Origin of the sequence: Alloactinosynnema sp. L-07, assembly GCF_900070365.1 — a bacterium.
Lineage (GTDB): Bacteria > Actinomycetota > Actinomycetes > Mycobacteriales > Pseudonocardiaceae > Actinokineospora.
This window is the reverse complement of record NZ_LN850107.1, coordinates 7,124,972-7,149,492: the sequence shown is the minus strand read 5'-3', so window position 1 is coordinate 7,149,492 and position 24,521 is coordinate 7,124,972. Positions and strand designations below refer to the sequence as shown.

The following is a 24,521-nucleotide window of genomic DNA, read 5'->3' as shown; positions in this document are numbered from 1 at the left end:
CTTTCAAGAGGTTCAGGAGCGGTGGATGTGGATGTCGCCGTAGCCGGTGTGCGCGCGGACCTCGACGGTCTCCTCCGACTTGTCCGGGCCCTGGCCCGCGTCGGCCAGCGCGTTGGTCACTCGCCCGTGCCCGGTGCTCAGGTCGAGCCAGGCGGCGGTGCCGTCGGCGATCCCGATCTCGAGGTCGCCCGCCGCGGTGTTCAGTGCCACCGAGCCGCGCGAGACCGCGCCGACGCGGATGCTTCCGTTGGCGGTCTTGGCCTCCACCTTGGCGTCGGCCCGGTCGACGGTGATGTCGCCGTTGGCCGAGCGCACCCGCAGCTCGCCGGTGACCGTGCCGATGTCGGTGCTGCCGTTGGAGTTCTTGACGACGGCGGTGCCGTCGACCTCGCCGATCCGCACCCGGCCGCTGCCGGTGGCGACCTGGGCGTCGCCAGCGACCCGCTCGATGGTGATGTGGCCCGTGGTGTCGGCGCGCAGCGGCCCGGTCTGGTCGATGCGGAAGTGCCCGACCGCGGTCTTGAACCGGCACTCCCCCAGCACGCCGGTGGTGCGGACCTCCGCGACCGACAGATCGGTGTGCACCCGCGAGCCGGTGGGGAGTTCGATCACCACGTCAACGGACCTCGTCTTCTTGGAGAAGTCGAGCACCCGGGACTTGGGCCCGCGGACGGTCAGCGCGCCGTCGGCGTACTCGACGCGGGTGCGCTGCGCGGCCTCCACATCGGACTCGTCGGCCGCGTCGCTCGGCCGCACCTCGACGAGGGTGTCGGTCCGGTCGCTCGCGACGAGCTGGACGTCGCCGACGGCGAGTTCGATGGTGACGGAGATCGGTTCTGGTGTGGCGAAAACAGGCATGGCTGTCCCCTCAAAAGGTGTTGGAAGAACATCCCCGCAGGTCCGGGGCTTGGGAGTGTGTGCGGCTGGGGTAGGGCGTGTCCTGTGGATCATGGTGGGCGGGATCGGTGATCCGCTTGGTTCCTGGGCGTGCCGCGGGGACGGTCGCGTACTGGTTGTCCGTGGCCGTTCCCGCGGTGCGCCCAGGGGCCAAGCGGGCGCCGATAGCGCCCGCCATGATCCGCAGGACACGCCCTAGCGCGCCCAGCCGGTGTAGCGCTGCGCGGCGGGCTTGCCGCGACGCTCGGTGCCATGGTGGTCGCGGTCCCCGGCCTGCAGCGCCGTCGAGGCCGCCCGGACCAGCCACGCGTTGAGCGACCGGCCTTCCTTGGCGGCGGCCTCCTCGGCCGCGGCCTTGAGCTGTTCGGGGAGCCGGACGTTGATCCGCACCGCGGGACCGCTGTCCTCCAGGCCGACCGCGGCGTCCTGGACCGGCTCCGGGGTCGTCTCCGGCGCGGGCTCGACCGGCCGGGACGTCACCACGAAGTTCGGGTCGCGACCGCGCAGGCGCACCTGGACCGAACCGGGCGCGAGGTCGCGGGTGATCTCGTCGGCGGCGGCGGAGAGGGCTTCGAGCAGCGTGAGCCGGATCGCCGACTCCATCGACACCGTCAGCCGCTCGATCAACGCACCAGGGTCGCCACCACCGGTCTCGGCGACGGTCAGCAGCTCGCGACCGAGGGAATCAACGTAAGGCGTCAGGTCCATGGCACCACTATGGCACGGCGTGGCACCACACGCAAGCCACATTGGCTCTTTTTGGCTCACGCTGGCATCAGCCTGGCTCAATCCTGCGCGACGGAGTGGCGGCGGAGCTATCGTCTCGTCAGGAGACCGCAATGCCGTCCGGGAGCGGGCCGATGGAAACCAATGGAACGACCGGGATCGATTACCACCCTGGCCAGCGGGAACTGCAAGATCAGTTCGACACCCGCCGCATCGCCGACCGGATCAGCCAACGCCTCGTCCACCATGTGATCACCGAGAACGACCGGGAGTTCGTCGAAGCGCGGGACATGGTCTTCCTGGCCACCGTAGGCCCAGACGGCCAGCCGACCTGCTCCTACAAGGGCGGCGATCCCGGCTTCGTCCGGGTCGTCGACGAGCACACGCTCGCGATGCCGAGCTACGACGGCAACGGCATGTTCCTCTCGCTCGGCAATATCGCCGCGGGCTCGCCGGTGGGCCTGCTCTTCATCGACTTCGAGAACGGCGGTCGCACTCGGGTCCAGGGCACAGCCACCATCGCCGCCGACGACAGCCTGCTCGAAACCTGGCCCGGCGCGCTGTTGGTCATGCGTGTCCAGGTCACCCACGTGTTCCCCAACTGCGGCCGCTACGTCCACCACTACGCGCTGGTCGAGCGATCCACGTTCGTGCCCCGACGCAGGCAGGTGACCCCGGTGCCGTCATGGAAACGCGCCGACTGGGCATGCGACGCGCTGCCCGCGAACGATCCGGCCAACGATCCCGGCGACCTGCCGGTGCGCTGGCGCTGACACTCCCGTGGCCGCCCTCGTGGCTGCACCGTCAAGGAGGAACACATGGATCTCGCCGAACTGCACCGGCGTGCCTGCGAACGCTTCGGCGACCACGTGCGAGCGGTCCGCCAAGACCAATGGGACGCCGCGACACCGTGCGCCGACTGGGATGTGCGCACACTGGTCAACCACGTCGTGTCTGAGGATCTCTGGACCGCCCCACTGATGGCGGGTGCCACGATCGCGGAGGTCGGCGACAAGTTCGACGGCGACGTCGTCGGCTCCGACCCGGCCGCGGCCTACGCCGGTGCCGCTGAGACGGCGGTCGCGGCCATCAGCGCGGACGGCGCGCTGGATCGCACCGTGCACCTGTCCTTTGGGGACGTGCCCGGCGAGGAATACGCGTGGCAGCTGTTCGCCGACCACCTCATCCACGGATGGGACCTGGCCCGCGCGATCGGCGCCGACGACCGTCTCGACCCCGACCTCGTCGCGGCCTGCGCGGTGTGGTTCGCCAAGAACGAGGACATCTACCGATCAGCGGGCGCCGTGGCGCCGCGGCCGGACCTGCCCGCTGACGCCGATCAGCAGACAGTCCTGCTGGCCGCTTTCGGGAGGCAGCAGCCACCGCGCCAGGCGGCGACGTAGAGGTGGCCCACCCAGCCGTAGTCGATCAGCCGCGTTGTGGTTGCCGTGCCTCCACTGTTCGTCAGGCTGGTTAACCTGGATCCATGCAGATCATCAAGGGGGCGGGAACCGCTGTCGCGCCCGGCTCGGTGCCCGGCGAGTACGTCGAGCACATTCGCAGCGATCAGCTGTCCGCGGGCACGTACTTGATCCCCGCGGGCGGTGTCGACGACCAGACACCCCACCGCGAGGACGAGATCTATCTGGTCACGGCGGGCAGGGCCCGGGTGATCACCGGCTCCGGCGAGGCCGACGTCGAGCCAGGGGACCTCATCTTCGTGCCCGCCCGCGAGCCGCACCGCTTCGTCGACGTCACCGAGGATCTGGCGCTCCTGGTGTTCTTCGCGCCCGCCTTCACCGGGCGTACCTGAGCTGGGAGGCTAGAACGCGAGCCCGTGCCGCTCCACCAGCGGCATGGTGGCGTCGAAGTCGAGGTCGCAGCCGTAGCGGCCCGCCAGCTCGAAGAGGTCCTCCGGGGACATGTCGCCCACGCGCGGGCCGAGTTCACGGAAGAGGTCCTCCAGGCCCGCGGGTGTGATGATCTCCAGGATTCGGGCCGGTTCGTCGCCCGCGTTCCAGAAGGTGTGCCACTGCCCGCGCGGCTTGAAGATCAGGTCACCTGGGCGGCCGATGATCTCCTGCCCACCCAGAATCGCGCCGACCTCACCTGCCAGCACGTAGCTGTACTCATCCTCGCGGCTGTGCCGGTGCATGGGCGCGGCCAGCGCTCGCGGCGCCAGGCCGTGCTCGACCAAGGCGAGGCGGCCGTCAGTCGCGCTGCCGTTGATCATGAACCGGTCGGTGACAGCGGCCGGGTCGCCGACGATCTCGCCCTCCCCCGGGCCGAGTACGTGGTGGACGGTGGTAAGCCTGCTGTCGGTTGTCATGGCGGCTCCTTCATCGATGAGTCTTTCCGCCGACGCTAGGAGCGATCGGACGCGTGGCCTATCCCAGATTTGTTGGATTTGACCCGTTCCGACCGGGTCGTACGCTGAGTCCCATGGGCGCCGACACCCTGCGCCTAGCGCAGGCCAAGATCGCACGGCTCGCGGGTCAGCAGCAGGACCTCGTGTCGTTCTGGCGGGGCGTGACCGCCGTCCTCGGTGGGGCGGTGCCGCACTTCCGGGCGCCGTGCTTCTTCACCATGGACCCGGCGTCGCTGCTGATCACCAGCCACTTCCAGGAAGGCCTGCCGGAGTTCCCGGCGAACTGGCTGACCCACGAGTACCTTGGCGACGACGTGCACCAGTTGGCCGACGTCGGCCGTTCGGATCGCGGGATCTCGACCCTGCACGAGGTGACCGGCGGCGACCCGGCAAGCAGCCCACGCTGGCACGCCAACATGGCCTACGGCGGCGACCAGGAGATGATCGCCGCCCTGCGCACCCGCACCGGCGACATCTGGGGCGCGCTGAGCCTTTACCGCGAACCGGGGCGGCCGCTGTTCGAACCCGTCGAACTGGCCTTCATCCAGGCGATCGCGCCCGCGCTGGCCGAGGGTGTGCGGCGCGCGCTGCTGTTCGGCGAGGCCACCGATCCGGACTTTCCGGACGCCCCCGGTCTGCTGATCCTGACCGGCTCGGGTGACGTGGAGTCGGTGACACCCGGCACCGAGCGCTGGCTGGCCGACCTGCCCGACGGTGACTGGGCGACGGGCAGGCTGCCGTCGTCAGTGCTGGCCGTCGCGGGCCAGGCGCTGCGGTCGGTGCAGCACCCCGGTGTGCCCGGCATGGTCGCGATGTCCCGGGTGCTGTCCCGGACCGGCACCTGGGTGGTGCTGCACGGCGCCTGCCTGGCCACGACCGGCCAGGAGCGGGTCGCGGTCATCGTCGAGCCCGCGCACCCGGGCCGCATCTCGCCGCTGCTGATGTCGGCCTACGGGCTGACCGAGCGCGAGCAGGAGCTGACCCGCCTGGTGCTGCAGGGCAACTCCACCGCCGAGATCGCCACCAAGCTGGTCCTGTCCGCGCACACCGTGCAGCAGCACCTGCAGAACGTCTTCGACAAGACCGGCGTTCGCAGCAGGCGTGACCTCGTCGGCAAGATCTTCTTCGCCCACTACGAGCCCCGCCTGCGCGACAACGAACAGCGCGCCCAACACGACAGGCCACTGCGCGGCGGGCCCTACCGCTAGTGCGCTGACCACGAACCTTCACCGGGTCTCGACCTGCCCACGACGCGCCTGGCTGCGTTGTCGGAAAGCCCAAGTACAACCCGGTACTACGGTCTTCCCTCCGCCTTGCCAGCCACGCCGTGGACAGGCCGATACCCGGCGAACGTTCGTGGTCAACGCACTAGCGCCGCGTCAGGTCAGGATCCGCGTGGGACTTCTGGGCTGTGCGCGGCGTGTGGAGCATGGGTGCTTCGTGGATCGACGCCCGCTCTTGGGCCAGCCGGTAGAGGTGGTCGGCGACGTCGCCGACGCGCACGGAGCTGATGGGACCGAGGCGGAAGGTACCGGCGGCGGCCCGCCCCGACGGCGGTCCATCGACCATGCGTGGGATGCGGACGAGCGTCCAGTCCAGGTCGCCGGTGCCACGCAGCAGCTCACCGAGCGCGGCGCCGCGCCCGAGCAGCGGTCGGCACCGGACCGCGAGGAACGCTTCGACCAGGTGTTTGCCCGGGTTGTTCGGGTCGCCGGGGAAGCCGATGTGGAAGCCCTGGAGGACCACGAGCCGACGGGGACCGGTCCGCCGCATGGCCCCGATGATGTTCATGGTGCCCTTGTCGATGCTGTCGGGCCCCCGGTATCCACCCAGCGTCGAGATGACGACGTCGGAGCCCGCCACGGTGGCGGCCACCGCCGCCGGATCGAGGGCGTCCCCGCGGACGATCTCCGCCCGGTCCAGCACGCCCGGCGGCTTGGTCGACCGAACGAGCGCGCGGACCTGATCGCCGCGATCGAGCGCGAGCTGGGCCACCGCGGCTCCGGCCAGTCCCGCGGCTCCGAATATCGCCAGCTTCATCGCTGCCTCCCGTTGTCGTCGCCCACGGTAGGTCGCCACGATCGCGGTGGTTATCCCAGAAATGTGTCATGTTGACCGTATGCGCGACATGGTCGAGCTCCGAGACGCGACACCGGCCGACGCCCACGCCATCGCCACCGTGCTGGTGCGGTCCTGGCGCGTCGCCTACCGCGGTCTGATCCCTGACGACGTTCTGGCGGGCCTGTCCATCCCCGACCGGGAACGGTTCTGGTCGGACGGCCTCACCGCCCGACCGCCGGGGACCAGCGCGGTTGTCGCATCGATCGAGGGCGCCATCGTCGGCTTCGCCGCGACCGGCCCGCCGCTCGTCCCCGCGGACAGCGCCGACCCCACCCTCGGCGACCTCTATGCCCTGTACCTAGCCCCCGAGGTCTGGCGCCGCGGCATCGGCACCCAGCTCCACACCGCTGCCCTGGACCGGCTCCGATCCTGCGGCTTCACCCACGCTGGCCTGTGGATTCTCGACACCAACGAACGCGCCCTGCGCTTCTACATTCGCCAAGGCTGGACCGACACCGGACGTTCCCAACTCGACGAGGGCCCCGGCGGCAACGAACTGCGCGAACGACGACTCCACCACGACCTGAGCGACTGAGCCAACGCCCGGCGGGTGTCCCCCACCCACCCTGGGGGGCTGCCCTGCTCCAGTCTATCGGCGCTGCAAGATCAAACGGGGTTGGTGACGGCGGGCTGTGAATAGCTCGGCCTATGTGGATAGCTCGCTACCCGGGTTTGACTGGCTGCCTCAGGATTGTCTTGAGCTTGGCGGGTGCGGTTCGACGTGCGTCGCTGAGATAGATCTCGTGATGGTCACCGTTGAAGTTAAGACCGTTCTCGGGCAGGTAGTGGTTGTGGAGGCGATCCAGGGTAGGGGTTTCGTCGTCGTAGGAGCCGATGTGCAGGATCTGGACGCAGGTCCCCTCGATGAGGGTGAGCAGCCGGACGTCGGCGAGAGCTGGGTTTGCCTTCTTCTTCGCGACGTTGTCGATGGCGGCTCGGACCATGTCCTCGGTGATCCAGTCCGGCTGGCTGATCATCATGGTCCACGCCCAAGCCTCCTTGCGCCGGGCGACGAACGCGGCGGGGTCGTCGGCTCGCCACAGTCCTTCCAGCGGGCCGACCACGAAGTCTCGGGTCGCCTTGCTCGCGAACTTCAGTGCGTACGCCACCCCGTACAAGGCTTCGACCGCGTTCGTGTACGCGGGGGCCGTGTTCGGGTCACCGCTGCCATCGACCGCGATATACCGGAACTCGGGCACGGTGACGACGGTGAAATCCTTCGACGGTGGGGAGTAGAGATCACGGTGGGCCTTCTTGACGTCGTACTTGTCCACCGCAGTCTCCTGTGTACGTGCGCTCAGCGCGGTTTCGGTCCAGTCGATGTCCACGTATGAGCATGCCCCGCCCGCCGAGCCGGAAGGTAACCGGCTGGCGGGCGGGGTCGGTCGAGTCAGTTCGTGCAGGTGGTGCCCGGGGCGGGCAGGGCGAGTTCGGTCAGGTAGCGGTTGGTGGCGTCCCGGACGCACTGCGAGAGCATGAACATGCTGTAGTCGTCGCCTTCACGGCTGAGGACCACGCTGCCGGGAAGCTGGCGGGCCATGGCGTCGCCCGCGGAATGCGGCGCGTAGGCCTGGTGGGTGGACTGCACGACCAGCGACGGCGGCGCACCCCACACCGGGGCACCAGCGTGCACCGGGTTGGGCCGGGTCGGCCAACCGATGCAACCGGCCAGCGCGGTGGCGGATGACACCGCGCCACCGAGGTGCGGTGACTTCTCGGCGAGCTGGCGCTGCACCCGGGAGAGCTGCTGGAACGAGTGGATCCGCCGGGGGGTGTCCGCACATGCCTGCGCCCGCTCCTGCACCGGATCGAGTGTCGTCCGGTCGCCCGCGGTGGCGAAGATGGTGGCGTCACCGGACTGGGCCTGGACGATCGCCTTGGCGAGTTTCGGCCAGCTGATCACGGCGATGGGCAGCAGGTATTGGGTGGCTTCCTGAATGTCGACTCCGGTCATCAGGCGGCCGTCGGCCGCCGGGATGGGCTCCCGGTTCGCGCGGGCGATGAGGGCGTCGTACTCGGCCGCCACGTCATGTCCTTTGAGGACACACCGGTCGGCGGTCGCGCACCAGGCGGTGAACCGGTTGAAGGATTCCTCCGCGGCCCCCGCCTCCTGCAGTGACCAGGCCACTGGCGACACCGTGTCGTCAATAGCGGTGTCGAGGACCATGGTGCGCAGCCTGCCGGGGAACAGCTGGGCGTACGTGCGGCCGAGCAGATCGCTGTACTGGATCCCGTACCAGTTGAGCTGCCGCTCGCCGAGTGCGGCGCGCACCGCGTCGAAGTCGCGGGCGGTGCTGGCCATGTCCATGTTCGCCACGAGGGAACCGTTGCGGCGCAAGCAGTCTTCCCCGAGCGTTCGGTTGTGGGCGACCAGCCGGTCATAGGCGGCGCGGTCCTTGGGGAAGTAGGTGACCCCGGCGGGCTTCAGTGGTTCCTCGCAGTGGACGGGGGTGCTGTGGCCGACGCCGCGGGGGTCGACGGCGATGAGGTCGAAGCGCTGGGGCATGGCTCCGCCGATGTGCGTCAGCCCCTTCAGCGCGAGGCGGAACTGCTCGATGGCCGAGCGGCCGATCCCGTTGTTGACCACCAGTGCGCCGATCCGGTTGGCCTGGTCGAGTGCGGGCTGGCGGACCATCGACAGCGTGAGCTTCGCCTCACGCGGACGTGACCAGTCCACCGGGACCTGCATCGTGCCGCACTGCAGCCCGGTGAAGACCGGATCGGTGCACGGCTGCCACGCGATCCGCGACGCCGGATCCGGCTGGGCGGCGGGTGCCCCGGTCGCGATCGCGGGCATGGTCACCGCCATGACCGCGCCCACCATCGTCGCGAGCGTCCATCGCAGCCGTGCGGAATGTCGTCTCATTTCACTTCTCCATCGGGACATGGTCAGCCAGGCGACAAATTCGCGCTTGAGGCGGACCTTGCTATTGGCCAGGAAATTCGCGTCATATCGGATCCGGTCGGCCGGACCCCGTGCCAATAAAGTTAGACATCGCCTGCGCTGATGTCCTCGGAGCCGAGTACCGCGAGTGGTGTTCCCTGGGCCGAGAAATCCGGCGGGCCCTCCTCCCACGGGAGGAGGCGCCCAAGTACCGCGGCAGGAACCGGCGGTGCCGGTGCGAACTTATAGTCGTGCTATGCCTTCTTTGCTCCGTGACCGCGACGAGTTCGTCATCGGGGCTGCCGTTCTTGGCAGCGCCTTGGGGGTGCTCAACCTCGCCTACGCGGTGGACTGGGGCTGGATCCTGGCGCTGCTGATGTTCCCCGCGCTGATCGTGCGGGTGTTCTGGCGGTCGATGCCGGGCTGGCTGTTGCTCTCCTGGGTCATGATTCCGACATTCATCGGCGATGCGGCGGTCGTCACCCAGAGCGCCTACCTCGTGGTTACTACCGCGCTGGCGGTGGTGGCGGCCAGCCGGTCGCACTGGCTCGACACCGCCGTGATGGCGCTGTGCCTGGCGTCGCCGTTCGTCATCCGGATACTGGGGAACAGCGAGTGGTACCGAGGGATCGGCGCCTGGCTCTGGTCCGGCGGGCTGCTGATCGGCTGGGCCTTCGGTCACGTGGTCGGCCAGCAGTGGGCGCTGATCGACGAGCTGGAACGGACCCGGATCAAGCTGGCCGAGATCGCCGTGACCGAGGACCGCCAGCGCATCGCGCGGGACCTGCACGACCTGGTGGGGCACAGCTTCAGCGTCGTCCTGCTCCACCTCTCCGGGGCGCGGATGATCCTCACCTCCTCGCCCGCGGAGGCCACCGAGGCGCTTCGGCAAGCCGAGGACGAGGGTCGGCGGGGCATGGAGGAACTGCGCCAAGCCCTGCGGCTCATGCACCGGGGCTCCCAGTCGCTCACCCCGTTCGAACCCGGCGCGCTCGACCGTCTGCTGGCCAGTTACCGCGACGCCGGTATGCGCATCGACCTCCACATCGCGGGTGACCTCGACGACTTGTCGGCGGCACCGCGTATCGTCCTGCACGACGTGCTGCGAGAGGCTCTCACCAACGTGGTCAAACACGCCCGCTCACCGGAGGCGACAATCCGCATCGCGGTCGACCGCGGCGGGGTCACCGTGCGGGTCCAGAGCGCGCTCGGCTCGACCACCCAGCAACCGGGCACCGGGATGGGACTGACCGGACTGGAGCACCGAGTGGCCGCCATCGACGGAACATTCCAAGCGTGGCCCGACCATGAGCACTGGGTGGTTCAGGCCCGTCTGCCCCGCCGCCTGGCCGGAGCGTCGGCGTGATCAGGGTGCTCCTGGTCGACGACCAGCCCATGGTGCGCGCCGGGCTCGGCCTGGTCCTGCGCAGCCAACCGGACATCCAGGTCGTGGGGGAACGCGACAACGGCGACGACATCGTGGCCGCGGTGTCCCAGTGCGCACCCGACATGGTGTGCATGGACGTGCGCATGCCCGGCACCGATGGAATCGAGGCGACCCGCCTGCTGCGGGACGCCGACGGACCACCGGTGTGCGTCCTCACCACGTTCGGCGACGAGGAAGTGCTCTGGTCCGCGGTCGACGCGGGCGCGGCGGGATTCGAACTCAAGTCGGCCACCCCGGAGAACCTCATCGAAGCGGTGCGCACGGTCGCCGCGGGCGGCACCTGGATCGACGGCACCCTGCTCGGCCCGATCCTCGACTCCTACCGGCAGTCGGCGCGGCCGCCGACCCGCCACGACATCCGACTCGACGCGCTGACCGACCGCGAGCTCGACGTCCTGCGCCTCATGGCCCGCGGCGCCTCCAACCGGGAGATCGCCAACCAGCTGTTCCTCGCCGAGACCACGATCAAGACCCACGTGGGCACCCTCTTCACCAAACTCGGCGCCCGCGACCGAGCCGCGGCGATCGTCTTCGCCTACGACGCGGGTCTCGTTCAGCCACGACGTTGAAGGAACGCGCACAACAGCAAGAAAGAAGGGTGCGGTCCGGCCTGCCGCATCCGCGTAGCGACTCGAAGTCCTGATGCCGCACAACGAAACCCGCCGAGGAATTCGGTCCGGCCTTCAACATCACGATCATTGTCGACGTATCCCTCTGTGGGTGTCCACGACGGGTGGGCACCACGGACAAGGAGACAGTCCACGTGACTCTCACCAAGCCGACCCGCCGGACGGCACTCGGCATGGCCGCCATCGCGGCGCTGGCCTTCACCGGCTCAGTGGCTTTCGCCGACCAGCAGTCGCCCGCGACCGCGACCCAGGAAGTCCCTCAGACGGTGCCCTACGGAGTAGGCGCCTACAACGGCTACCTGAACAACATTCCCGCGCCGTTCGCGTCGGGCATCAGCAACAACAGCATGGCCGTCAGCCCCGATCAGACCATCGCCGTGGTCACCAATTCCGAGACCCAGTACCTGCGGGTGCTCCGCCTGTCGGATGGCTTCGAGCTCCACAAGATCGGGGGCTACACCAGCCCGCGCAACATCCTGTTCCACCCCGACGGCCACAGCATCACCGTGACCGACGACACCCTCGGTGTCCTGGACGAGATCTCGATGAGCACATACAAGGTCATCAAGCGGCTGCCACTGGGCGCGGGCGTGATGGGCACCGCGCAGTCCCAGTCCGCTGACGGCATTACCTTGTGGGCCACCAACCACGCCGCGGGCACCGTCACCGTGATCGACCCCGTCTTGCAAAGGCCAACCGCCGTCATCACCGGATTCACCCAGCCACGCCAGGGGATCGCGGTCGCGCCCAAGCAAAACCAGGTGTATGTCACCGACATCGGGGCCAATCACATCACGCGTGTGGACATGGCGACCAACACGAAGGTTGACGACATCGGCAGCTTCGTCGCGGTGCGCGGGTTGTCCTTCAACAACGAAGGCACCAAGGCGTTCGTCGCCGACAGCGGCAAGGATGGGGTCGGCGACAGCGTCTCGATCATCGACACCACAACGACCCCGCCCACCCAGAAGAAGATCGAGCTCCAGGGCAAGCGGCCCTACGGCGCCGTGCTGTCCCATGATCAGAAGACCTTGCTCACCGGCAACCACGGCGACAACTCGCTGACCACGCTCGACCCCGAAACCGGCGCCGTGCTGGGCAACGTGGGCAACGACGATCGCCTCGTGGGTCCCCGCCAGGCGATCGTCTTCAGCGATGACGCACCATTGGCGTGGGTGCTCAACGCAGACCTGACCATCGCCGTGATCGACCTGAGCGACCCGAAGAACCCCAAGATCGTCAACCGTCTCGGCTAGCCGCCTTCAGGCGTCGGGTGCGGCGGCGATCGGGGACTCGGCGTGGAGAACCCGCATCTGCACCATGACGGCGAATCGCTGACCGGGGTCGCCGAGATCGCACCGCCCGATCTCGGCGACCCGCCGCAGCCGGTAGCGGAAGGTGTTCTGGTGGACCCTGACCGATTCCGCGGCGACCGCGACGTCGCCGAAGGCGTCCAGCCACGCTCGGAGTGTCTCGACCAGGTTGCCGCGGTGCAGGCGGTCGTAGTCGATCAGCCTCGCCAGCGTTCCCGTCGGTTTCTCACCGCGGGCCGCGGCGATGTCACGCATCTCCACGATCAACGCCGCGCCTTGCAACTCGTCGAAGCGTCCGATCCGCCGAGGGCCGGGCAGCTCGCGCAGCACCCGCAGCACTCTGTCCACACAGGACCTACTGTGGGCCACATCGGACAATTCGAACGCCACCGGACCCGCCGCGGTGAGCGGGGTCAGCCGCTCACCGATCCGGTCGACGAAGTCCTGGAGTATCCGGACCGCCCGGGTCTCGGCCTTGTCCGCGGACCCGGTCATCGGCAGCAACCCGTAGGTGACCGCGCCGATCGCCGCGGCCGTCGCCCGTGGGTGCGCGGCGGACAGGTGTAGCGCGAACGCGTCGGCGAGCCGCTGCCGATCATGGATGACGGCGGCGCTGGTGGAGTCGTCGCGACGCGGATCGCGTTCGTCCAGGGTGACGCCGAGAACCAGCAGCGGCTGGTGGGACAGACCCAGCCGGTCGAGCGCGTCGCCCGCGCCGACGCCGCCTTCCAGCGCGGCGCTCAGCAGATCGGCCCGGACCCGGTGTTGGACGTCGGCGTCGGCACGGATCCTGAGCAGGTGCAGGGCGACCAGCTTGGCCGACTCGCCCAGCGCTTCGAGGCGCTCGTCGCTGAGCCTGCCCGGCACCGCGGCCCAGATCGAGCCCAGCACCTCGTCGCCCGCGCGCACGGCGATGGCCACACGCGGCAGCGAGGAGCCGCCCAGCTGGTCGGGGATGGGGTCGATGTGGACCGGTGAGTCGCTGCGAAAGAGGTCACGGAAGACCCCGCGCTCGTTCAGGACTCGCGCGACCCGCTCCGGCACCTGCCTGCCCAGGATCGTTTCGACCCGCGACGGGTCGGCCTCGTCCTGGCGGCCCGAGAAGGCGAGCACCCGGGAGTTGCGGTCCTCGATGGTGACCGGGGCGTCGAGCAGTGCCGCTATCGCGTTGGCGACGGCGAACAGGTCACCGGCGGGCAGGCCGCCGAGCGACTCCGGGTCGCTGACCCCGGCCCCGCCCCCGGCGAACAGGGCGCGGAGCATCTCGCTGAGGTGGCCCCACGGGGCGCCGCGGTTGAGCCCGAGCACGGCCACCGCCGCCGCGTCGGCGGCGGCCCGCACCTCGTCGGTGAGCGGCACCGGCGCTCGGAGCACCAGTGCCGCGGCGCGCTGACGCCCCAGCGTGCGCAGCAGCGCCGCGACTTCGTCGGGAGTCTCCACACCGACGCCGAGCACCAGCGCGTGCGGCGGCAGCACCGGCTGATCGAGCGGGTCGTGGAAGACGACGCCGCCGATCTCCCCGGGTCGGTCGGCGTCGCCGTGCGCGAGGTCGAGCAGCGTTGCGCCCAGGTCGTCGAGGACCCGCCCCAGGCTTGCCTGGGGACGGGGGGCGCCTGGGTGCCGCACGCCTTTACGATAGCCGCGCGGCACCGCCGCCACCCGGCGCGATCCACCCGGATCGGCGTTCACCGTCGCATCCGGACAGTCACCAGTCGCGCGAAGGCCGGGTCGGCGGCCAGTGATCCGGCCGTTGCCGTCGAGAGGGTCACCGACTGGATACCCGACAAGGGTGGCGACCAGTGTGACAACACCGGCCTTTCGCGCGACGAATTCAACAGCCGAGTCACCCGGCGAGCCACTCGCTAGCGGTGGTGACCTCGGTGAGCCGATCCGGCACGGGTGCCACGCCGAGCCCGGGTCCGTCCGGCACGTCGAGATAGCCGTCCTTCAGCACGAAAGGCTCGGTGATGTCCGCGGCGTAGTACCGCCCCGACGCCGAGGTGTCGCCGGGCATCGTGAACCCGGGCAGGGCGGCGAGCGCCACGTTGGCGGCCCGGCCGAGCCCGGTTTCCAGCATTCCGCCACACCACACCGGCACCCCGTTCGCCACGCACACGTCGTGGGTCCGGCGCGCTTCGAGGTACCCGCCGAGCCGACCGGGCTTGATGTTCACCACCTGGCAGGCGCCCAGCCGGATCGCGGCCGCGGCGGCGCGGGCCGAGGTGATGGACTCGTCCAGGCAGATCGGCGTCTTGATCTGCCTGGCCAGGTCGGCGTGGCCCAGCACGTCCTCCTCGTCGAGGGGCTGCTCGATCAGCAGCAGGTCGAACGGGTCCAGCCGCGCCAGGTGCCGCGCGTCGGCCAGGGTGTAGGCCGTGTTCGCGTCCACCTGGAGCACCACGTCGTCGCCGAACCGCTCGCGGACCGCGCGCACGGGCTCGACGTCCCAGCCGGGCTCGATCTTGAGCTTGATGCGGACATAGCCCTCGTCCAGAAAGCCGCCGACCGCGTCGAGAAGTTCGGGGACGCTGTCCATGATGCCGACCGAGACACCGCACGGAACCTTCTCCCGCACCGCGCCGAGTTCATGGCCGAACGAACGGAGTTCGGAGCGAAGTTCAGCATCCAGGACCGCCATTTCCAGGGCGGCCTTGGCCATGCGGTGGCCCTGGAACGGTGCCAGGAGCCCGGCGACCGCGTGGGCCCGGACCGGCCCGGCGGCCAGCAGCGCGGGGACTAGGTACCGGCGCAGCACGTCCGCGGCGGCGTCGACGTACTCCGAGGAGTAGCGCGGGGCGGCCATCGCCACGCACTCGCCCCAGCCCTCGGTGCCGTCGTCGGTGACCACGCGGACAAGCAGGATCTCGCGGGACGTCGCGGTGCCGAACGAGGTCCGGAAGGGCGAGACCAGTGGCATCGCGATGCGACGCAGTTCAACCCCGTCGGCCATCATGACTCCCTCCGCACGACATACCAGCCTGCCCGGTCGAACCCGTCGATCCGGCCGCCACGGGCGGTCAGGCCCGTGAGCACCTCACGCACGGCGATCCGCCAGCGCCGCGCCGAAGCCGGGTCGGTCATCCTCAACTCCTCGATGTCACGCGGCACGGCGACCAGCGACACCGCGCCGTCGAGCGGGCCGGGGACCGGGCCGCCAGCGTCGGCGACGCCCAGCGCCACGACCGCGCCCTTGGCGATCTCATCCTCGGCCACCGCGCCGGTGCTTCCCCCGGAGCCCGCGGCGGCCACACAGCTGTCCCGAAGCGCCCACCGCACCAGGAGCCGGTCGGAGTCCTCGTCGCCGTTGATGGCGTCGGACAGCGGGCCGTAGAAGTTCGGCAGGTACTCGACCGGCCGAGCGGCCAGCTTCACGAGGTTGAAGTAGGCGTTGCGCGTGACGAGCGGGTCGAAGGTCCAGGCGATCTCCGAGACACCGCGCCCCAACGCCCAGGCCCGCTGGTGCAGCTTCAACGCGAAACCGACGCTGCGGCCCATCGCCGCCGGGGAGACACCGGCGATGTGGCTGTGCAGCGCGTCGCCCGCGGGCTCGTGGAAGAAGCCCACGCACCCGCCGACCATGCGGTCCCCGTCGAAGGCGCCGACGACGTAGTTGCCCGCTTTGGTGAAGGCGCGCAGCAGTTCGACGGTCACCGGCGGGTTCCCGGCGCGACCCCACACAGTGGCGAACAGGTCGACGACGCCCGCGAGCTCGGGGATCTCGGTGAGTTCGCGCACCGCGACGCCCGCCGCATTGGCCGCGGCCGCCGCGGCCCGCGTCGCGTGGTCCAGCACCGGCTCCACGGCCGTTGCTCTGATGTCGGTCACGAAGTTCCTGCTCCTCAGTTCGTCGGGGGTGGTCATGGCCGGGCGGCCGCACGGGTCGCTAACGGGTGCGGCGCGTCCGCGAGCAACTGTTCGACCACGGCGCGCAGCAGCGCGGTCCGCCCGGGAATCTCCTCGACCAGCACGTGCTCGGTGGCGGCGTGCGCACCGCCGCCGACCGCGCCGAGTCCGTCGAGGGTCGGCGTGCCGACGCCCGCGGTGAAGTTGCCATCGGACGCGCCGCCGACCGCCGCCCGAGTGGGCTCGGGCAGTCCCAGGTCCGCCGCGATCCGGCGGGTGAGCGCGAAGAGCCGGTCCGAGGCCGCCGCTTCGAGCGGCGGGCGGTTGGGCCCGCCGCTCACCACGACCCGTGCGCCGGGCACCGCGGGCCGCAGGTTCCGCATCGCCTCGTCGACCCGCTCCTGTTCGGCCACGGTCCGCGCGCGCACATCGACCGAGAACACACCGTCAGCGGGGACGGTGTTGGTCGTGGTGCCCGCGCGGGCGGTGGTCGCCGTGACGGTGGTGCCGACCCGCTGGTCGGCGAACGCGCTGACGGCCAGTACCTGGTGGGCGAGCTCCACGGTGGCGTTCACGCCGCGCTCTGGCTCCAGTCCGGCGTGAGCGGCCCGCCCGACCACCCGCACCTCGTACAGCGAGGCGCCTTTGCGTTCGGTCTTCAGTGCGCCGCCGTCGGCGGACGCCTCCAGGACCAGGGCGGCCACGGCCCCTCTCGCCTCCTGCTCGATCAGTTCCCGGGACGTGGGCGAGCCCAGTTCCTCGTCGCCGGTGACAAGCAGGGTGACGCCTTCGAGACCTGCGGCCGCGTGCAACGCCATGACCAGGCCCGCTTTCATGTCGAAGCAGCCAGGTCCGCGCAGGACGCGGTCCTCGACGGTGCACGGGTGCTCGGCCAGCGAGCCCAGCGGCCAGACCGTGTCGTGGTGGCCGACCAGCAGCACCCGGGACGGCCCCCGGCCCAGCCGCCAACGCAGGTGGGTCCGGCCGTCCAGCACGATCCGCTCTGGCTCGACACCGAGGCGGGCGGTGCCCACCCTGGCGACCACCTCGGCCGAGCGCGCGACGGCGGCCAGGTCGGTGGAGGGCGACTCGCACTCGATGAGGGTCCGCGCGTCGGCGAGCATGTCGCGAAGGTTGGTCCTCATCGGTCCGCCCGGGGGGTCGCGCGCGCTCCGAAGTGGACGAATCGGTCACCGGTCGGCAGTTCGTAGAAGGTGACCGGTGTCCACGTCCGCACCCCGGGCGGTCTGACCGCGAACAAAGCGGGAGCGACCGGGACCAACACGTGCTCCTCGACCGGCTCGGGCGTCAACTCGGCGAGCGGCCCGGTGACGGTGGTGCGCAGCAGCGGACCGTCCGGACCGTTCTCGACCTCCATCCGCACCCCCTCGCGTTCGTAGACGCCGACGTGGGGCTCGATGTCGACGGTCGTGGCTTCGGCGGGCGGCGCGAACGGCCGGGGCATGGTCACGCCCGCGACCTCGGCGAAGATCTCCCGGTACAGGTGGCCGTAGAGATCGCGGCCGTGGCCGCCGTTGGTGAGCAGCACGACGGCGAGCCCCTGCTCGGGCAGGACGCGCAGGTAGGCCGCTTGGCCGAACGTGCTGCCGTCGTGCCCGAACAGGCGGTGCCCGTCCCAGTCGAACCGGATCCAGCCCAGCCCCCAGGAATCGCCGAGGACGTACTTGTCCGGCAGGTCGGCCTGGTGCGCGGTCATCGCGGCGGCGCTGTCCGCGCTCAGCACCCGGGTGCCGTCGGCGGCGACCCCGCCGGTCAGGTGCAGCCGGGCGAAGGCCAGGACGTCGGCGACCGTCGAGGTGACCGCCCCGGCCGGACCCGCCGACCGCGGTATCGACCAGGCCGCGGCGGGAACGTGTTGTCCGCCTTGGGTTTCGTGCCCCATGGCGGCGGCGAACAGCAGTGCCTCCTCGGGCAGCGTGACCGAGTGCGCCAGCCCGAGCGGGTCAAGCAGCCGGTCGCGCAGCGCCTGGTCCCACGTCTGTCCGGTGACCTTCTCGATCACGCGGCCCAGCAGCGAGTACCCCGAGTTGCAGTAGGAGAACGTGGCGCCCAACGGGTGGATCTGCGCGGCTTCGCCGAGCACCTCGACGTAGGTCTCCAGGCAGGCGTCGCCACGGCCGGTGTCGGTGAACACGTCGCCGTCGATGCCGCTGGTGTGGTTGAGCAGGTGCCGCGGCGTGACCGACTTCGTGGCGTGGGGATCGTCGAGCCAGAGATCGGGCAGCACGTCGGCGATCGGGGCGTCGAGGTCCAGCAGTCCCTCGTCGACCAGTGACATGGCCACCGTCGCCGTCCAGACCTTGGTGATGGAGCCGATCTGGAACAGGGAGTCCGTGGTGACCGGGGTGCCGGTGCGGACGTTCAGCACACCGTGTGCGGCCCTCGCCACCTCGTCGGGCGATCCGCCCGCGCCCAGGCGCAGGATGCCGAGCTGCGCGCCGGGCACGTTGTACCGCTCGGCGAGCCGGGTCAGCCGCCGCTGCCAGTGGGCACCGTCGATCCGGGGCCGCCCGGCCCGGACCGTGTGCTGCTCGATCCAGTCCAGCACGCGGTGGTTGTAGTCGAGCCGCTGCGACGGCGGGCCGAGGAGGACGAACGCGTGGGAGGCATCCGGGTAGACGACCAGCCTGGTCGGCACGCCTTGCTCGCGCAGCGCCGTGTGCCACTGCTGGGCTTGGCCGAGCGGACAGGTCAGGTCGGCCGCGCCGTGGAGCAGCAGGGTCGGTGTGCGGACGTTGGCAACGTTGGTCAGCGGTGACATGGCGGCGTACTCGGCCGGCTTCTGCCAGGGGGCGCCGCCCAGTTCGTAGGCGCTGAGGAAGTGGCTGTCGTCGCTGGAGCCGCCGATGCTCACCATGTCGCTGACGGTGCCGCCCGCGACCGCCACCGCGAACCGGTCGTCGTGGCCGGTCAGCCAGCAGGTCATGAAGCCGCCGTAGCTGTAGCCCGTCACGGCCAGCCGCTCCGGGTCGGCGACGCCCTCGGCGACGAGCTGGTCGAGCGGTTCGAGGAAGTCGGCCGCGTCCGCGACGCCCCAACGGCCGCGGACGCCGTCGTAGAACGCCGACCCGTACCCGTCGCTGCCGCGCGGGTTGACCAGCAGCACCGCCCAGCCGCGACTGACCAGTTCTTGGTGGTAGAGATGGATCTCGTCGGCGGCGGCGTTCCAGGCGTTGTGCGGGCCGCCGTGCACGTCGAGCAACACGGGCAGCGGCCCGACACTGGCCGGATCGCGCATCAGCCACGCCTGCACCTCGGTGCCGTCGCCGATGGTGAACCACCGCTCCTCGCGGGTATACAGGTCCACAGTGGACAGAGTCGCGCCGTGGTCGGTGAGCACGGTCTCGGCGCCACTTTCCAGGTCCACGACCACGATCTCACCGAACGACGTCGGCGTGGCGAGCGCGACCGCGGCCCGGCCACCGGCGACCGACAGCGCCGAGACGACCCGACCGGCGCCCGCCACGACCGGGCGGGCACCGCTTCCGTCCGCCGCCGCGGACCACAGGTGGGTGCAGCCGAGGTCACGCAGGCAGAACCACACCCGGCCCGCGTGCTCGTGCGGCAGGCCGCCGGGATAGCCGGGCGCACCGGGCATCACGTTGCGGTCCAGTGCGTCCGACAGCTCGGTGACCTCGCCGCTCTCGGCTCCGACGCGGTAGAGGCGGGCATGGCCCACCGGGTCACCGGACCAGCCCACCACCAGCAGCGCGGCCCCGTCCGCGGCCCACCGCACGGCGGTGGCCACCCCGTCGGCGAAGGCGACCACGCGCGGGTCGGCGTGCGGCGCGTCGGTCTCCAGGATGTGAACCGGGGTGCGGTGGCACAGGTCGCTGTCGGCACCGGCCCGGCGAGTGAAGGCGAGGGCGGTTCCGTCCGGTGACCAGTCCGGGGTGCCCGCGCTGTGCGGTCCGTCGGTGAGCTGCCGAACCTCCCGGCTCTCCAGATCCACGACGTGCACCTGGCCGCGGACTGAGCCGTGCATGCCCAGACCGTCGGTCTGGTAGTCGAGCCCATCGGAGACCATCGGACCGCGAGCGCCACCGGTCGGGTCCACCATCGCGGTGAAGGCGATCCTGCGGCCGTCCGGGCTCCAGCGCGGGGCCCCGGCGCCGAGCGGCAGGTCGGTCACCCGCTCCAGCTCTCCCCCGGCGGCGTCGAGCACCATGACCTGGCCGTCGCGCAGGAACGCGAGCCGGTCGCCGTCCGGGGACCAGGCGGGCGCGGTGTCGTCCGGGCCCGCGGTGAGCCGACGCGGCACGCCGCCCTCGGTGGGCACGAGCCACAGCTGGTCGACGGCGCGGTCGCGCCTGGCGTCCAGGGTCCGGAGCACGTACGCGATCCGGCTGCCATCGGCTGACAGCGCCGGTTGCGACGGGACCGCCAGGTCGACCAGGTCGTCGATCCGCAGATGTCTGCTCATGGGTTGCTCCTTCGGGTCGATCGCCCGGGTACGGCGGCGAGCAGCTCGCGGGTGTACTCGTGGCCGGGGTCGGTGAGCACCTGCGCGGTCGGGCCCTGCTCCACGAGCTCGCCGCGCCGCATGACCGCGACGTGCGAGGCCACGAAGCGGACCACCGCGAGGTTGTGGGAGATGAACAGCATCGACAGGCCCAACTCGCGCTGGAGTTCACGGACGAGGTTGAGCACGGCTCCCTGGACCGAGACGTCCAGGGCGGAGGTGATCTCGTCCGCGACGATCACCCGCGGGCGGGCGGCCAGCGCCCGCGCGAGCGCGACCCGCTGGCGCTGTCCTCCGGAAAGCAGGGATGGAACGGTTTCGGCGTGCCGCTGGTCGAGGTGCACCAGCGCCAGGAGCCGCTCGACCTCGGCACGTCGTTCGGCCCGCGAGCTTCCCGGCGGCATCGCCTCGGCCACGCTCTCGCCGACGGTCATCCTGGGATCGAGCGAGGAATACGGGTCCTGGAACACCATCTGCACCGGACGTGTCCGCCCCCGGTGGGGCACCGGGGTGCCGTCGAGGGTGATCGCGCCGCCTGCCAGTGGGACGAGGCCGACCGCGGCTCGGGCGAGCGTGGACTTCCCCGATCCGGATTCACCGACAAGTCCGACCACCTCGCCGTCCGGCACGGCCAGGCTGACCCCGTCCACGACGAGCGTCCTGCCGAGCCGAACCGAGACATTCTCGAAAAACAGCCCAGTCATGACTGGTCCGCCTCCCCGGAATTAACCGTGGTAGTCACGTTCAGCCGGCACGATCCGGTTGGCGAGGTGTCGGTGGCTGAGCCGCGTCTCGTTCCCCTTGGGTGCGGCTGGCAGCCACGTGGCACTGCCCGGCGAGCGGAGGAGGTTGGCATTAGGGGTGTCATGTCGACTCCACCAGTTCGTCGGTGCTCTGATCCGCCCGCATCGGTTCGCTTGGGTGCCAGCACGCGACCCGATGGTCGCTCGGGTGCTCCGGGTCGGTCGCCAACGGCGGGTCCTCCACCCGGCACCGGGCGTCGGCCAGCGCGCAGCGGTCGGCGTAGGCGCACCCCGCCGGAACGTCGGCCGGGGCGACCGGGCGGCCCGGGATCGTCGCGAGCGGCCGCGCGAGATCGGTGGCCATGTCGGGGACGGCCTCGACCAGGGCTCGCGTGTAGGGATGCCGTGCGGCGGTGGCCAGGTGCCCGGCGGGCAGGTCCTCGACGATCCGGCCCGCGTACATCACCAGTACCCGGTCGCAGACTTCCCCGACCACGGTGATGTCGTGGCTGATGAGCAGCAGCGCGACGTCGTCGGCCGCGCGGATCGCGCCGAGCAGGTCGAGCACCTGCCGCTGGATCACGACGTCGAGCGCGGTGGTCGGCTCGTCGGCGACGATCAACGCGGGCGAACCCATGAGCCCCATGCCGATCATCGCGCGCTGACGCATCCCGCCGGAGAACTCGTGCGGGTGCTGCCGCACGCGCGTGTCCGCGTCGGCGATACCGACCGCGGTCAGCCGGTCGACGGCGCGGCCCATCGCCTCGCGGCGGCCCATGCCCTGGTGGTGGACGGCCACCTCGGCCAACTGGCCACCGATCCGGCGGGCCGGGTTCAACGCGGTGATCGGGTCCTGGAAGACCACCGACACCTCGGTGCCGAGCCGTCGCCGTCGCACCGCGGTGTCGGCGGACAGCAGGTCGTGGCCGAGCAACTCCAGCCGGGCGGCGTCGACCCGGCCGTGGTCGGCGACCAGCCGCGTGACGGCCAGCGCGGTCATGGACTTGCCGGAACCCGACTCCCCCACGATGCCGACGCCCTCGCCGCGGCGCACCTGGAAGGACACGGCACGAACCGGCCGCACCGGACCGGACTCGCCGGGGAAGGTGACCTCGAGATCGCGTACGTCCAGCACGACATCGGACGAGCTTGCCCGGGAGTCGTTGACCGGCGCCGCCTGCTTGGCGCGTGGCGTGTTCCGCACGCGCGGGCCGACACCGACGGACACACCGAGTGCCTTGGCGACCGACTCGCCGAACAGGTTGAACGCCAGGCCCGCCAGGACCACCGCGACCCCCGGGACCAACGCCGCCGCCGGATTGACGTAGATGGCGGCGGTGCCGTCATAGAGCAAACGGCCCCAGTCGTAAGCGGGCGACTGCACGCCGAGCCCGAGGAACGACAGCCCCGCGAACGACAGCAGTGCGTTGCCGGTGCCGATGGAGGCGTTGACGACCAGTGGTTCGGCGATGTTCGGCAGCACATGGCGCACCAGGACGCGCGCTTTGCCGATCCCCGCGGTCCGGGCGGCCGCGACGTAGTCCCGCGCCGCGACGCCCGCCACCAGCGTCGAGGTCAGCCGGGCGAACGCCGGGGCACCCGCGAGCCCGATGGCCAGGACCGCGCCGGTCGCGCCGACACCGAACACCACGGCGAAGAAAAGCGCGAGCAGTATCCCGGGAAAGGCGACGGCGATGTTGACCGCCGCCGTCACCAGCCGACCGGAAGTCCGGCCGAGCAGGAACGGCGCCGCCCCGAGCAGGACACCGACCGTCAGAGCGATCAGGCCTGCCAGCAGGGCGAGCACGATCGAAAGCCGGGAGGCGACCAGAACGCGGAGGAAGAGGTCGCGGCCGAGGTTGTCGGTCCCGGCCCAGTGCTCGCCAGACGGCGGGGCCAACATGTCGGCGGTGTCGACCGCCTCGGCGCCCTCGGCCCACAGGATCGGCCCGAGGAAGGCCAGCGCCAGGACCACACCCACGAGCACGGTCGCGGTGAGGCCGAGCGGAGTACGGACGACCCGTGACCAGTGTCGCTGCATTCGTCAGTCCTCCCTGATCTTCGAACGCGGGTCGAGCAGGGCGAGGGCGACGTCGACGACGAGGTTGGCGATCAGCACGCCAACGCCGTAGACGAGGACGATCGCCTGGACCACCGGATAGTCCTTGACGAGGATGGACCCGACGATCGTGCTGCCCAGGCCCGGCCAGGCGAAGACGTTCTCCACCAGGACGGTGCCCGCGACCAGCGCGCTGAGCAGGAGCCCGCCCACGGTCATGGCCGCGGTGAGGGCGTTCGGGAGCGCATGTCCGAAGTAGACGGTCCGGGCGGGCAGCCGCTTGGCCCGGGCGGTGCGGACGAAGTCCGCTTCGAGCACGCCGACCATCTCGACGCGGACGATGCGCGCGAGAATCGCCGCGGGACCGATCGCCAAGGAGATCACGGGCAGCAGGTAGGCGGCCGCGGTGTCGTTGCCCGCGACCGGGAGCCAGCCCAGCCGGATCCCGAAGACGTAGACGAGCGCGACCCCGATCAGGAAGTCCGGGATGGTCGCCACCACGACGCCGGTCGTGGTGAAGGCCAACTCGGTGCGCCGCCCGCGCCCCCTGCGGGTCAGCACGCCCATAACGGCGCCCAGCGGGATCGCCACCACCACGGCGGCCAGGAAGGCGAACACGGCCAGCGCCAGCGTGGCGGGCAGCCGCTGCGCGACGATGTCGGAGACGGGGAGCTGCGAGGCCAGCGATGTGCCGAGATCGCCGGTGAACAGCCCTTCCAGGTAGCGCGCGTACTGGGTGGTGATCGGATCATCCAGTCCCAGCAGCTGCCTTCGGGCCTCGACCAGTTCGGCCGGGGCCGTGGGGCCCATCGCCCCACGGACCGGATCGCCGGGAATCAGGTGGATCATGGCGAAGGACGCGGTCACCAGGACCCAGAGCGAGACCAGCAGCCTGCCCAGGCGCCGCAGGGCGAACCGCGCCCACGGACGGCGCCGGAACAGCGCCCGGACCGAGTCCGCCGCCGAACCAGCGGCGGTCGATGTCACCGACATGTCAGCTTCAGTCTT

General features: G+C 70.6%; 21 protein-coding genes and 1 pseudogene. 8 read left to right on the top strand and 14 right to left on the bottom strand.

Translation table 11 applies throughout. The features are described 5' to 3' along the window. Nucleotides 1-12: 12 nt before the first annotated feature. Together BN1701_RS32735 and BN1701_RS32730 are read right to left on the bottom strand one after the other, a co-directional pair. The gene (locus BN1701_RS32735; protein WP_054055245.1) at nt 13-858 is read right to left on the bottom strand and encodes a DUF4097 family beta strand repeat-containing protein; all 846 of its coding nucleotides are present in this window, start codon (nt 856-858) and stop codon (nt 13-15) included. A 234-nt stretch (nt 859-1,092) separates the two neighbouring features. Further along, nucleotides 1,093-1,605, bottom strand: coding sequence for a YlcI/YnfO family protein (locus tag BN1701_RS32730; protein ID WP_054055244.1), 513 nt, complete (start codon nt 1,603-1,605; stop codon nt 1,093-1,095). 152 nt (nt 1,606-1,757) lie between these two features. On the opposite strand from BN1701_RS32730, the gene BN1701_RS32725 reads away from it, so the two are divergent. The 3 genes from BN1701_RS32725 (at nt 1,758) to BN1701_RS32715 (ending at nt 3,436) form a co-directional block, all read left to right on the top strand. Next, nucleotides 1,758-2,396: a pyridoxamine 5'-phosphate oxidase family protein gene (locus BN1701_RS32725; protein ID WP_054055243.1), complete on the top strand. Its 639-nt coding sequence runs from the start codon at nt 1,758-1,760 to the stop codon at nt 2,394-2,396. 45 nt (nt 2,397-2,441) lie between these two features. After that, the gene (locus tag BN1701_RS32720; RefSeq protein ID WP_054055242.1) at nt 2,442-3,026 is read left to right on the top strand and encodes a TIGR03086 family metal-binding protein; all 585 of its coding nucleotides are present in this window, start codon (nt 2,442-2,444) and stop codon (nt 3,024-3,026) included. An 83-nt stretch (nt 3,027-3,109) separates the two neighbouring features. Then, entirely contained in the window at nt 3,110-3,436 is a 327-nt protein-coding gene (locus tag BN1701_RS32715; protein ID WP_054055241.1) for a cupin domain-containing protein, read from the top strand. Between the two features lie 9 nt (nt 3,437-3,445). Here the strand turns inward: BN1701_RS32715 and BN1701_RS32710 are convergent, their stop codons facing one another. Beyond that, the gene (locus BN1701_RS32710; RefSeq protein WP_172803372.1) at nt 3,446-3,952 is read right to left on the bottom strand and encodes a cupin domain-containing protein; all 507 of its coding nucleotides are present in this window, start codon (nt 3,950-3,952) and stop codon (nt 3,446-3,448) included. Nucleotides 3,953-4,065: 113 nt separating this feature from the next. On the opposite strand from BN1701_RS32710, the gene BN1701_RS32705 reads away from it, so the two are divergent. Further along, complete coding sequence (locus tag BN1701_RS32705) at nt 4,066-5,199, top strand: helix-turn-helix transcriptional regulator (protein ID WP_172803371.1); 1,134 nt, start codon at nt 4,066-4,068, stop codon at nt 5,197-5,199. Nucleotides 5,200-5,359: 160 nt separating this feature from the next. Here BN1701_RS32705 and BN1701_RS32700 read toward each other — a convergent pair whose 3' ends face one another. Beyond that, nucleotides 5,360-6,031 (bottom strand): NAD(P)-dependent oxidoreductase, encoded by a 672-nt coding sequence (locus tag BN1701_RS32700; protein WP_054055240.1) that lies wholly within the window; start codon nt 6,029-6,031, stop codon nt 5,360-5,362. A 79-nt stretch (nt 6,032-6,110) separates the two neighbouring features. On the opposite strand from BN1701_RS32700, the gene BN1701_RS32695 reads away from it, so the two are divergent. Next, nucleotides 6,111-6,647: a GNAT family N-acetyltransferase gene (locus BN1701_RS32695; RefSeq protein ID WP_054055239.1), complete on the top strand. Its 537-nt coding sequence runs from the start codon at nt 6,111-6,113 to the stop codon at nt 6,645-6,647. A gap of 127 nt (nt 6,648-6,774) precedes the next feature. On the opposite strand, the gene BN1701_RS32690 is transcribed toward BN1701_RS32695, so the two are convergent. Further along, complete coding sequence (locus BN1701_RS32690; RefSeq protein WP_054055237.1) at nt 6,775-7,386, bottom strand: GyrI-like domain-containing protein; 612 nt, start codon at nt 7,384-7,386, stop codon at nt 6,775-6,777. 116 nt (nt 7,387-7,502) lie between these two features. After that, entirely contained in the window at nt 7,503-8,978 is a 1,476-nt protein-coding gene (locus BN1701_RS32685; protein ID WP_054055235.1) for an alpha/beta fold hydrolase, read from the bottom strand. A gap of 274 nt (nt 8,979-9,252) precedes the next feature. Here BN1701_RS32685 and BN1701_RS32680 point away from each other — a divergent pair, with 274 nt between their 5' ends. The 3 genes from BN1701_RS32680 to BN1701_RS32670 all read left to right on the top strand — a co-directional run bounded on the left by BN1701_RS32680 (nt 9,253) and on the right by BN1701_RS32670 (nt 12,328). Further along, nucleotides 9,253-10,362: a sensor histidine kinase gene (locus BN1701_RS32680; protein WP_082860206.1), complete on the top strand. Its 1,110-nt coding sequence runs from the start codon at nt 9,253-9,255 to the stop codon at nt 10,360-10,362. Beyond that, the gene (locus BN1701_RS32675) at nt 10,359-11,012 is read left to right on the top strand and encodes a response regulator transcription factor (protein ID WP_067520993.1); all 654 of its coding nucleotides are present in this window, start codon (nt 10,359-10,361) and stop codon (nt 11,010-11,012) included. Before BN1701_RS32680 ends, BN1701_RS32675 begins: the two co-directional genes overlap by 4 nt. Nucleotides 11,013-11,206: 194 nt before the next feature. Then, entirely contained in the window at nt 11,207-12,328 is a 1,122-nt protein-coding gene (locus BN1701_RS32670; RefSeq protein WP_157368345.1) for a YncE family protein, read from the top strand. A gap of 6 nt (nt 12,329-12,334) precedes the next feature. Here BN1701_RS32670 and BN1701_RS32665 read toward each other — a convergent pair whose 3' ends face one another. From BN1701_RS32665 to BN1701_RS32630, 8 genes and pseudogenes are all read right to left on the bottom strand, one after another. Beyond that, nucleotides 12,335-14,011 carry a CdaR family transcriptional regulator gene (locus tag BN1701_RS32665; RefSeq protein ID WP_054056324.1) on the bottom strand — a complete coding sequence of 559 codons (1,677 nt, stop codon included), beginning with the start codon at nt 14,009-14,011 and terminating at the stop codon, nt 12,335-12,337. A gap of 217 nt (nt 14,012-14,228) precedes the next feature. Beyond that, a complete protein-coding gene (menC, locus tag BN1701_RS32660) occupies nt 14,229-15,338 on the bottom strand; it encodes an o-succinylbenzoate synthase (RefSeq protein WP_054055229.1) in 1,110 nt (369 codons plus the stop codon). Next, nucleotides 15,335-16,210, bottom strand: coding sequence for a GNAT family N-acetyltransferase (locus BN1701_RS32655; protein ID WP_054056323.1), 876 nt, complete (start codon nt 16,208-16,210; stop codon nt 15,335-15,337). The genes menC and BN1701_RS32655 overlap by 4 nt, the downstream gene beginning before the upstream one ends. A 32-nt stretch (nt 16,211-16,242) precedes the next feature. After that, a complete protein-coding gene (locus BN1701_RS32650) occupies nt 16,243-17,373 on the bottom strand; it encodes a M20/M25/M40 family metallo-hydrolase (protein WP_054055227.1) in 1,131 nt (376 codons plus the stop codon). Further along, nucleotides 17,370-20,672: a serine hydrolase gene (locus BN1701_RS32645; RefSeq protein WP_054055225.1), complete on the bottom strand. Its 3,303-nt coding sequence runs from the start codon at nt 20,670-20,672 to the stop codon at nt 17,370-17,372. The genes BN1701_RS32650 and BN1701_RS32645 overlap by 4 nt, the downstream gene beginning before the upstream one ends. A gap of 14 nt (nt 20,673-20,686) precedes the next feature. Then, nucleotides 20,687-21,415: pseudogene (locus BN1701_RS32640) on the bottom strand (ABC transporter ATP-binding protein); the annotation flags it as partial. Nucleotides 21,416-21,575: 160 nt separating this feature from the next. Next, a complete protein-coding gene (locus tag BN1701_RS32635) occupies nt 21,576-23,495 on the bottom strand; it encodes a dipeptide/oligopeptide/nickel ABC transporter permease/ATP-binding protein (RefSeq protein ID WP_054055223.1) in 1,920 nt (639 codons plus the stop codon). A 3-nt stretch (nt 23,496-23,498) separates the two neighbouring features. Beyond that, nucleotides 23,499-24,506: an ABC transporter permease gene (locus BN1701_RS32630; RefSeq protein WP_082860205.1), complete on the bottom strand. Its 1,008-nt coding sequence runs from the start codon at nt 24,504-24,506 to the stop codon at nt 23,499-23,501. Between the last annotated feature and the right edge of the window lie 15 nt (nt 24,507-24,521).

Coding starts and splice junctions, on each gene's coding strand:
- BN1701_RS32735 (WP_054055245.1), bottom strand. CDS start 858: ATGCCTGTTTTCGCCACACCAGAACCGATCTCCGTCACCATCGAACTC.
- BN1701_RS32730 (WP_054055244.1), bottom strand. CDS start 1,605: ATGGACCTGACGCCTTACGTTGATTCCCTCGGTCGCGAGCTGCTGACC.
- BN1701_RS32725 (WP_054055243.1), top strand. CDS start 1,758: ATGGAAACCAATGGAACGACCGGGATCGATTACCACCCTGGCCAGCGG.
- BN1701_RS32720 (WP_054055242.1), top strand. CDS start 2,442: ATGGATCTCGCCGAACTGCACCGGCGTGCCTGCGAACGCTTCGGCGAC.
- BN1701_RS32715 (WP_054055241.1), top strand. CDS start 3,110: ATGCAGATCATCAAGGGGGCGGGAACCGCTGTCGCGCCCGGCTCGGTG.
- BN1701_RS32710 (WP_172803372.1), bottom strand. CDS start 3,952: ATGACAACCGACAGCAGGCTTACCACCGTCCACCACGTACTCGGCCCG.
- BN1701_RS32705 (WP_172803371.1), top strand. CDS start 4,066: ATGGGCGCCGACACCCTGCGCCTAGCGCAGGCCAAGATCGCACGGCTC.
- BN1701_RS32700 (WP_054055240.1), bottom strand. CDS start 6,031: ATGAAGCTGGCGATATTCGGAGCCGCGGGACTGGCCGGAGCCGCGGTG.
- BN1701_RS32695 (WP_054055239.1), top strand. CDS start 6,111: ATGCGCGACATGGTCGAGCTCCGAGACGCGACACCGGCCGACGCCCAC.
- BN1701_RS32685 (WP_054055235.1), bottom strand. CDS start 8,978: ATGAGACGACATTCCGCACGGCTGCGATGGACGCTCGCGACGATGGTG.
- BN1701_RS32680 (WP_082860206.1), top strand. CDS start 9,253: ATGCCTTCTTTGCTCCGTGACCGCGACGAGTTCGTCATCGGGGCTGCC.
- menC (WP_054055229.1), bottom strand. CDS start 15,338: ATGATGGCCGACGGGGTTGAACTGCGTCGCATCGCGATGCCACTGGTC.
- BN1701_RS32650 (WP_054055227.1), bottom strand. CDS start 17,373: ATGAGGACCAACCTTCGCGACATGCTCGCCGACGCGCGGACCCTCATC.
- BN1701_RS32645 (WP_054055225.1), bottom strand. CDS start 20,672: ATGAGCAGACATCTGCGGATCGACGACCTGGTCGACCTGGCGGTCCCG.
- BN1701_RS32635 (WP_054055223.1), bottom strand. CDS start 23,495: ATGCAGCGACACTGGTCACGGGTCGTCCGTACTCCGCTCGGCCTCACC.
- BN1701_RS32630 (WP_082860205.1), bottom strand. CDS start 24,506: ATGTCGGTGACATCGACCGCCGCTGGTTCGGCGGCGGACTCGGTCCGG.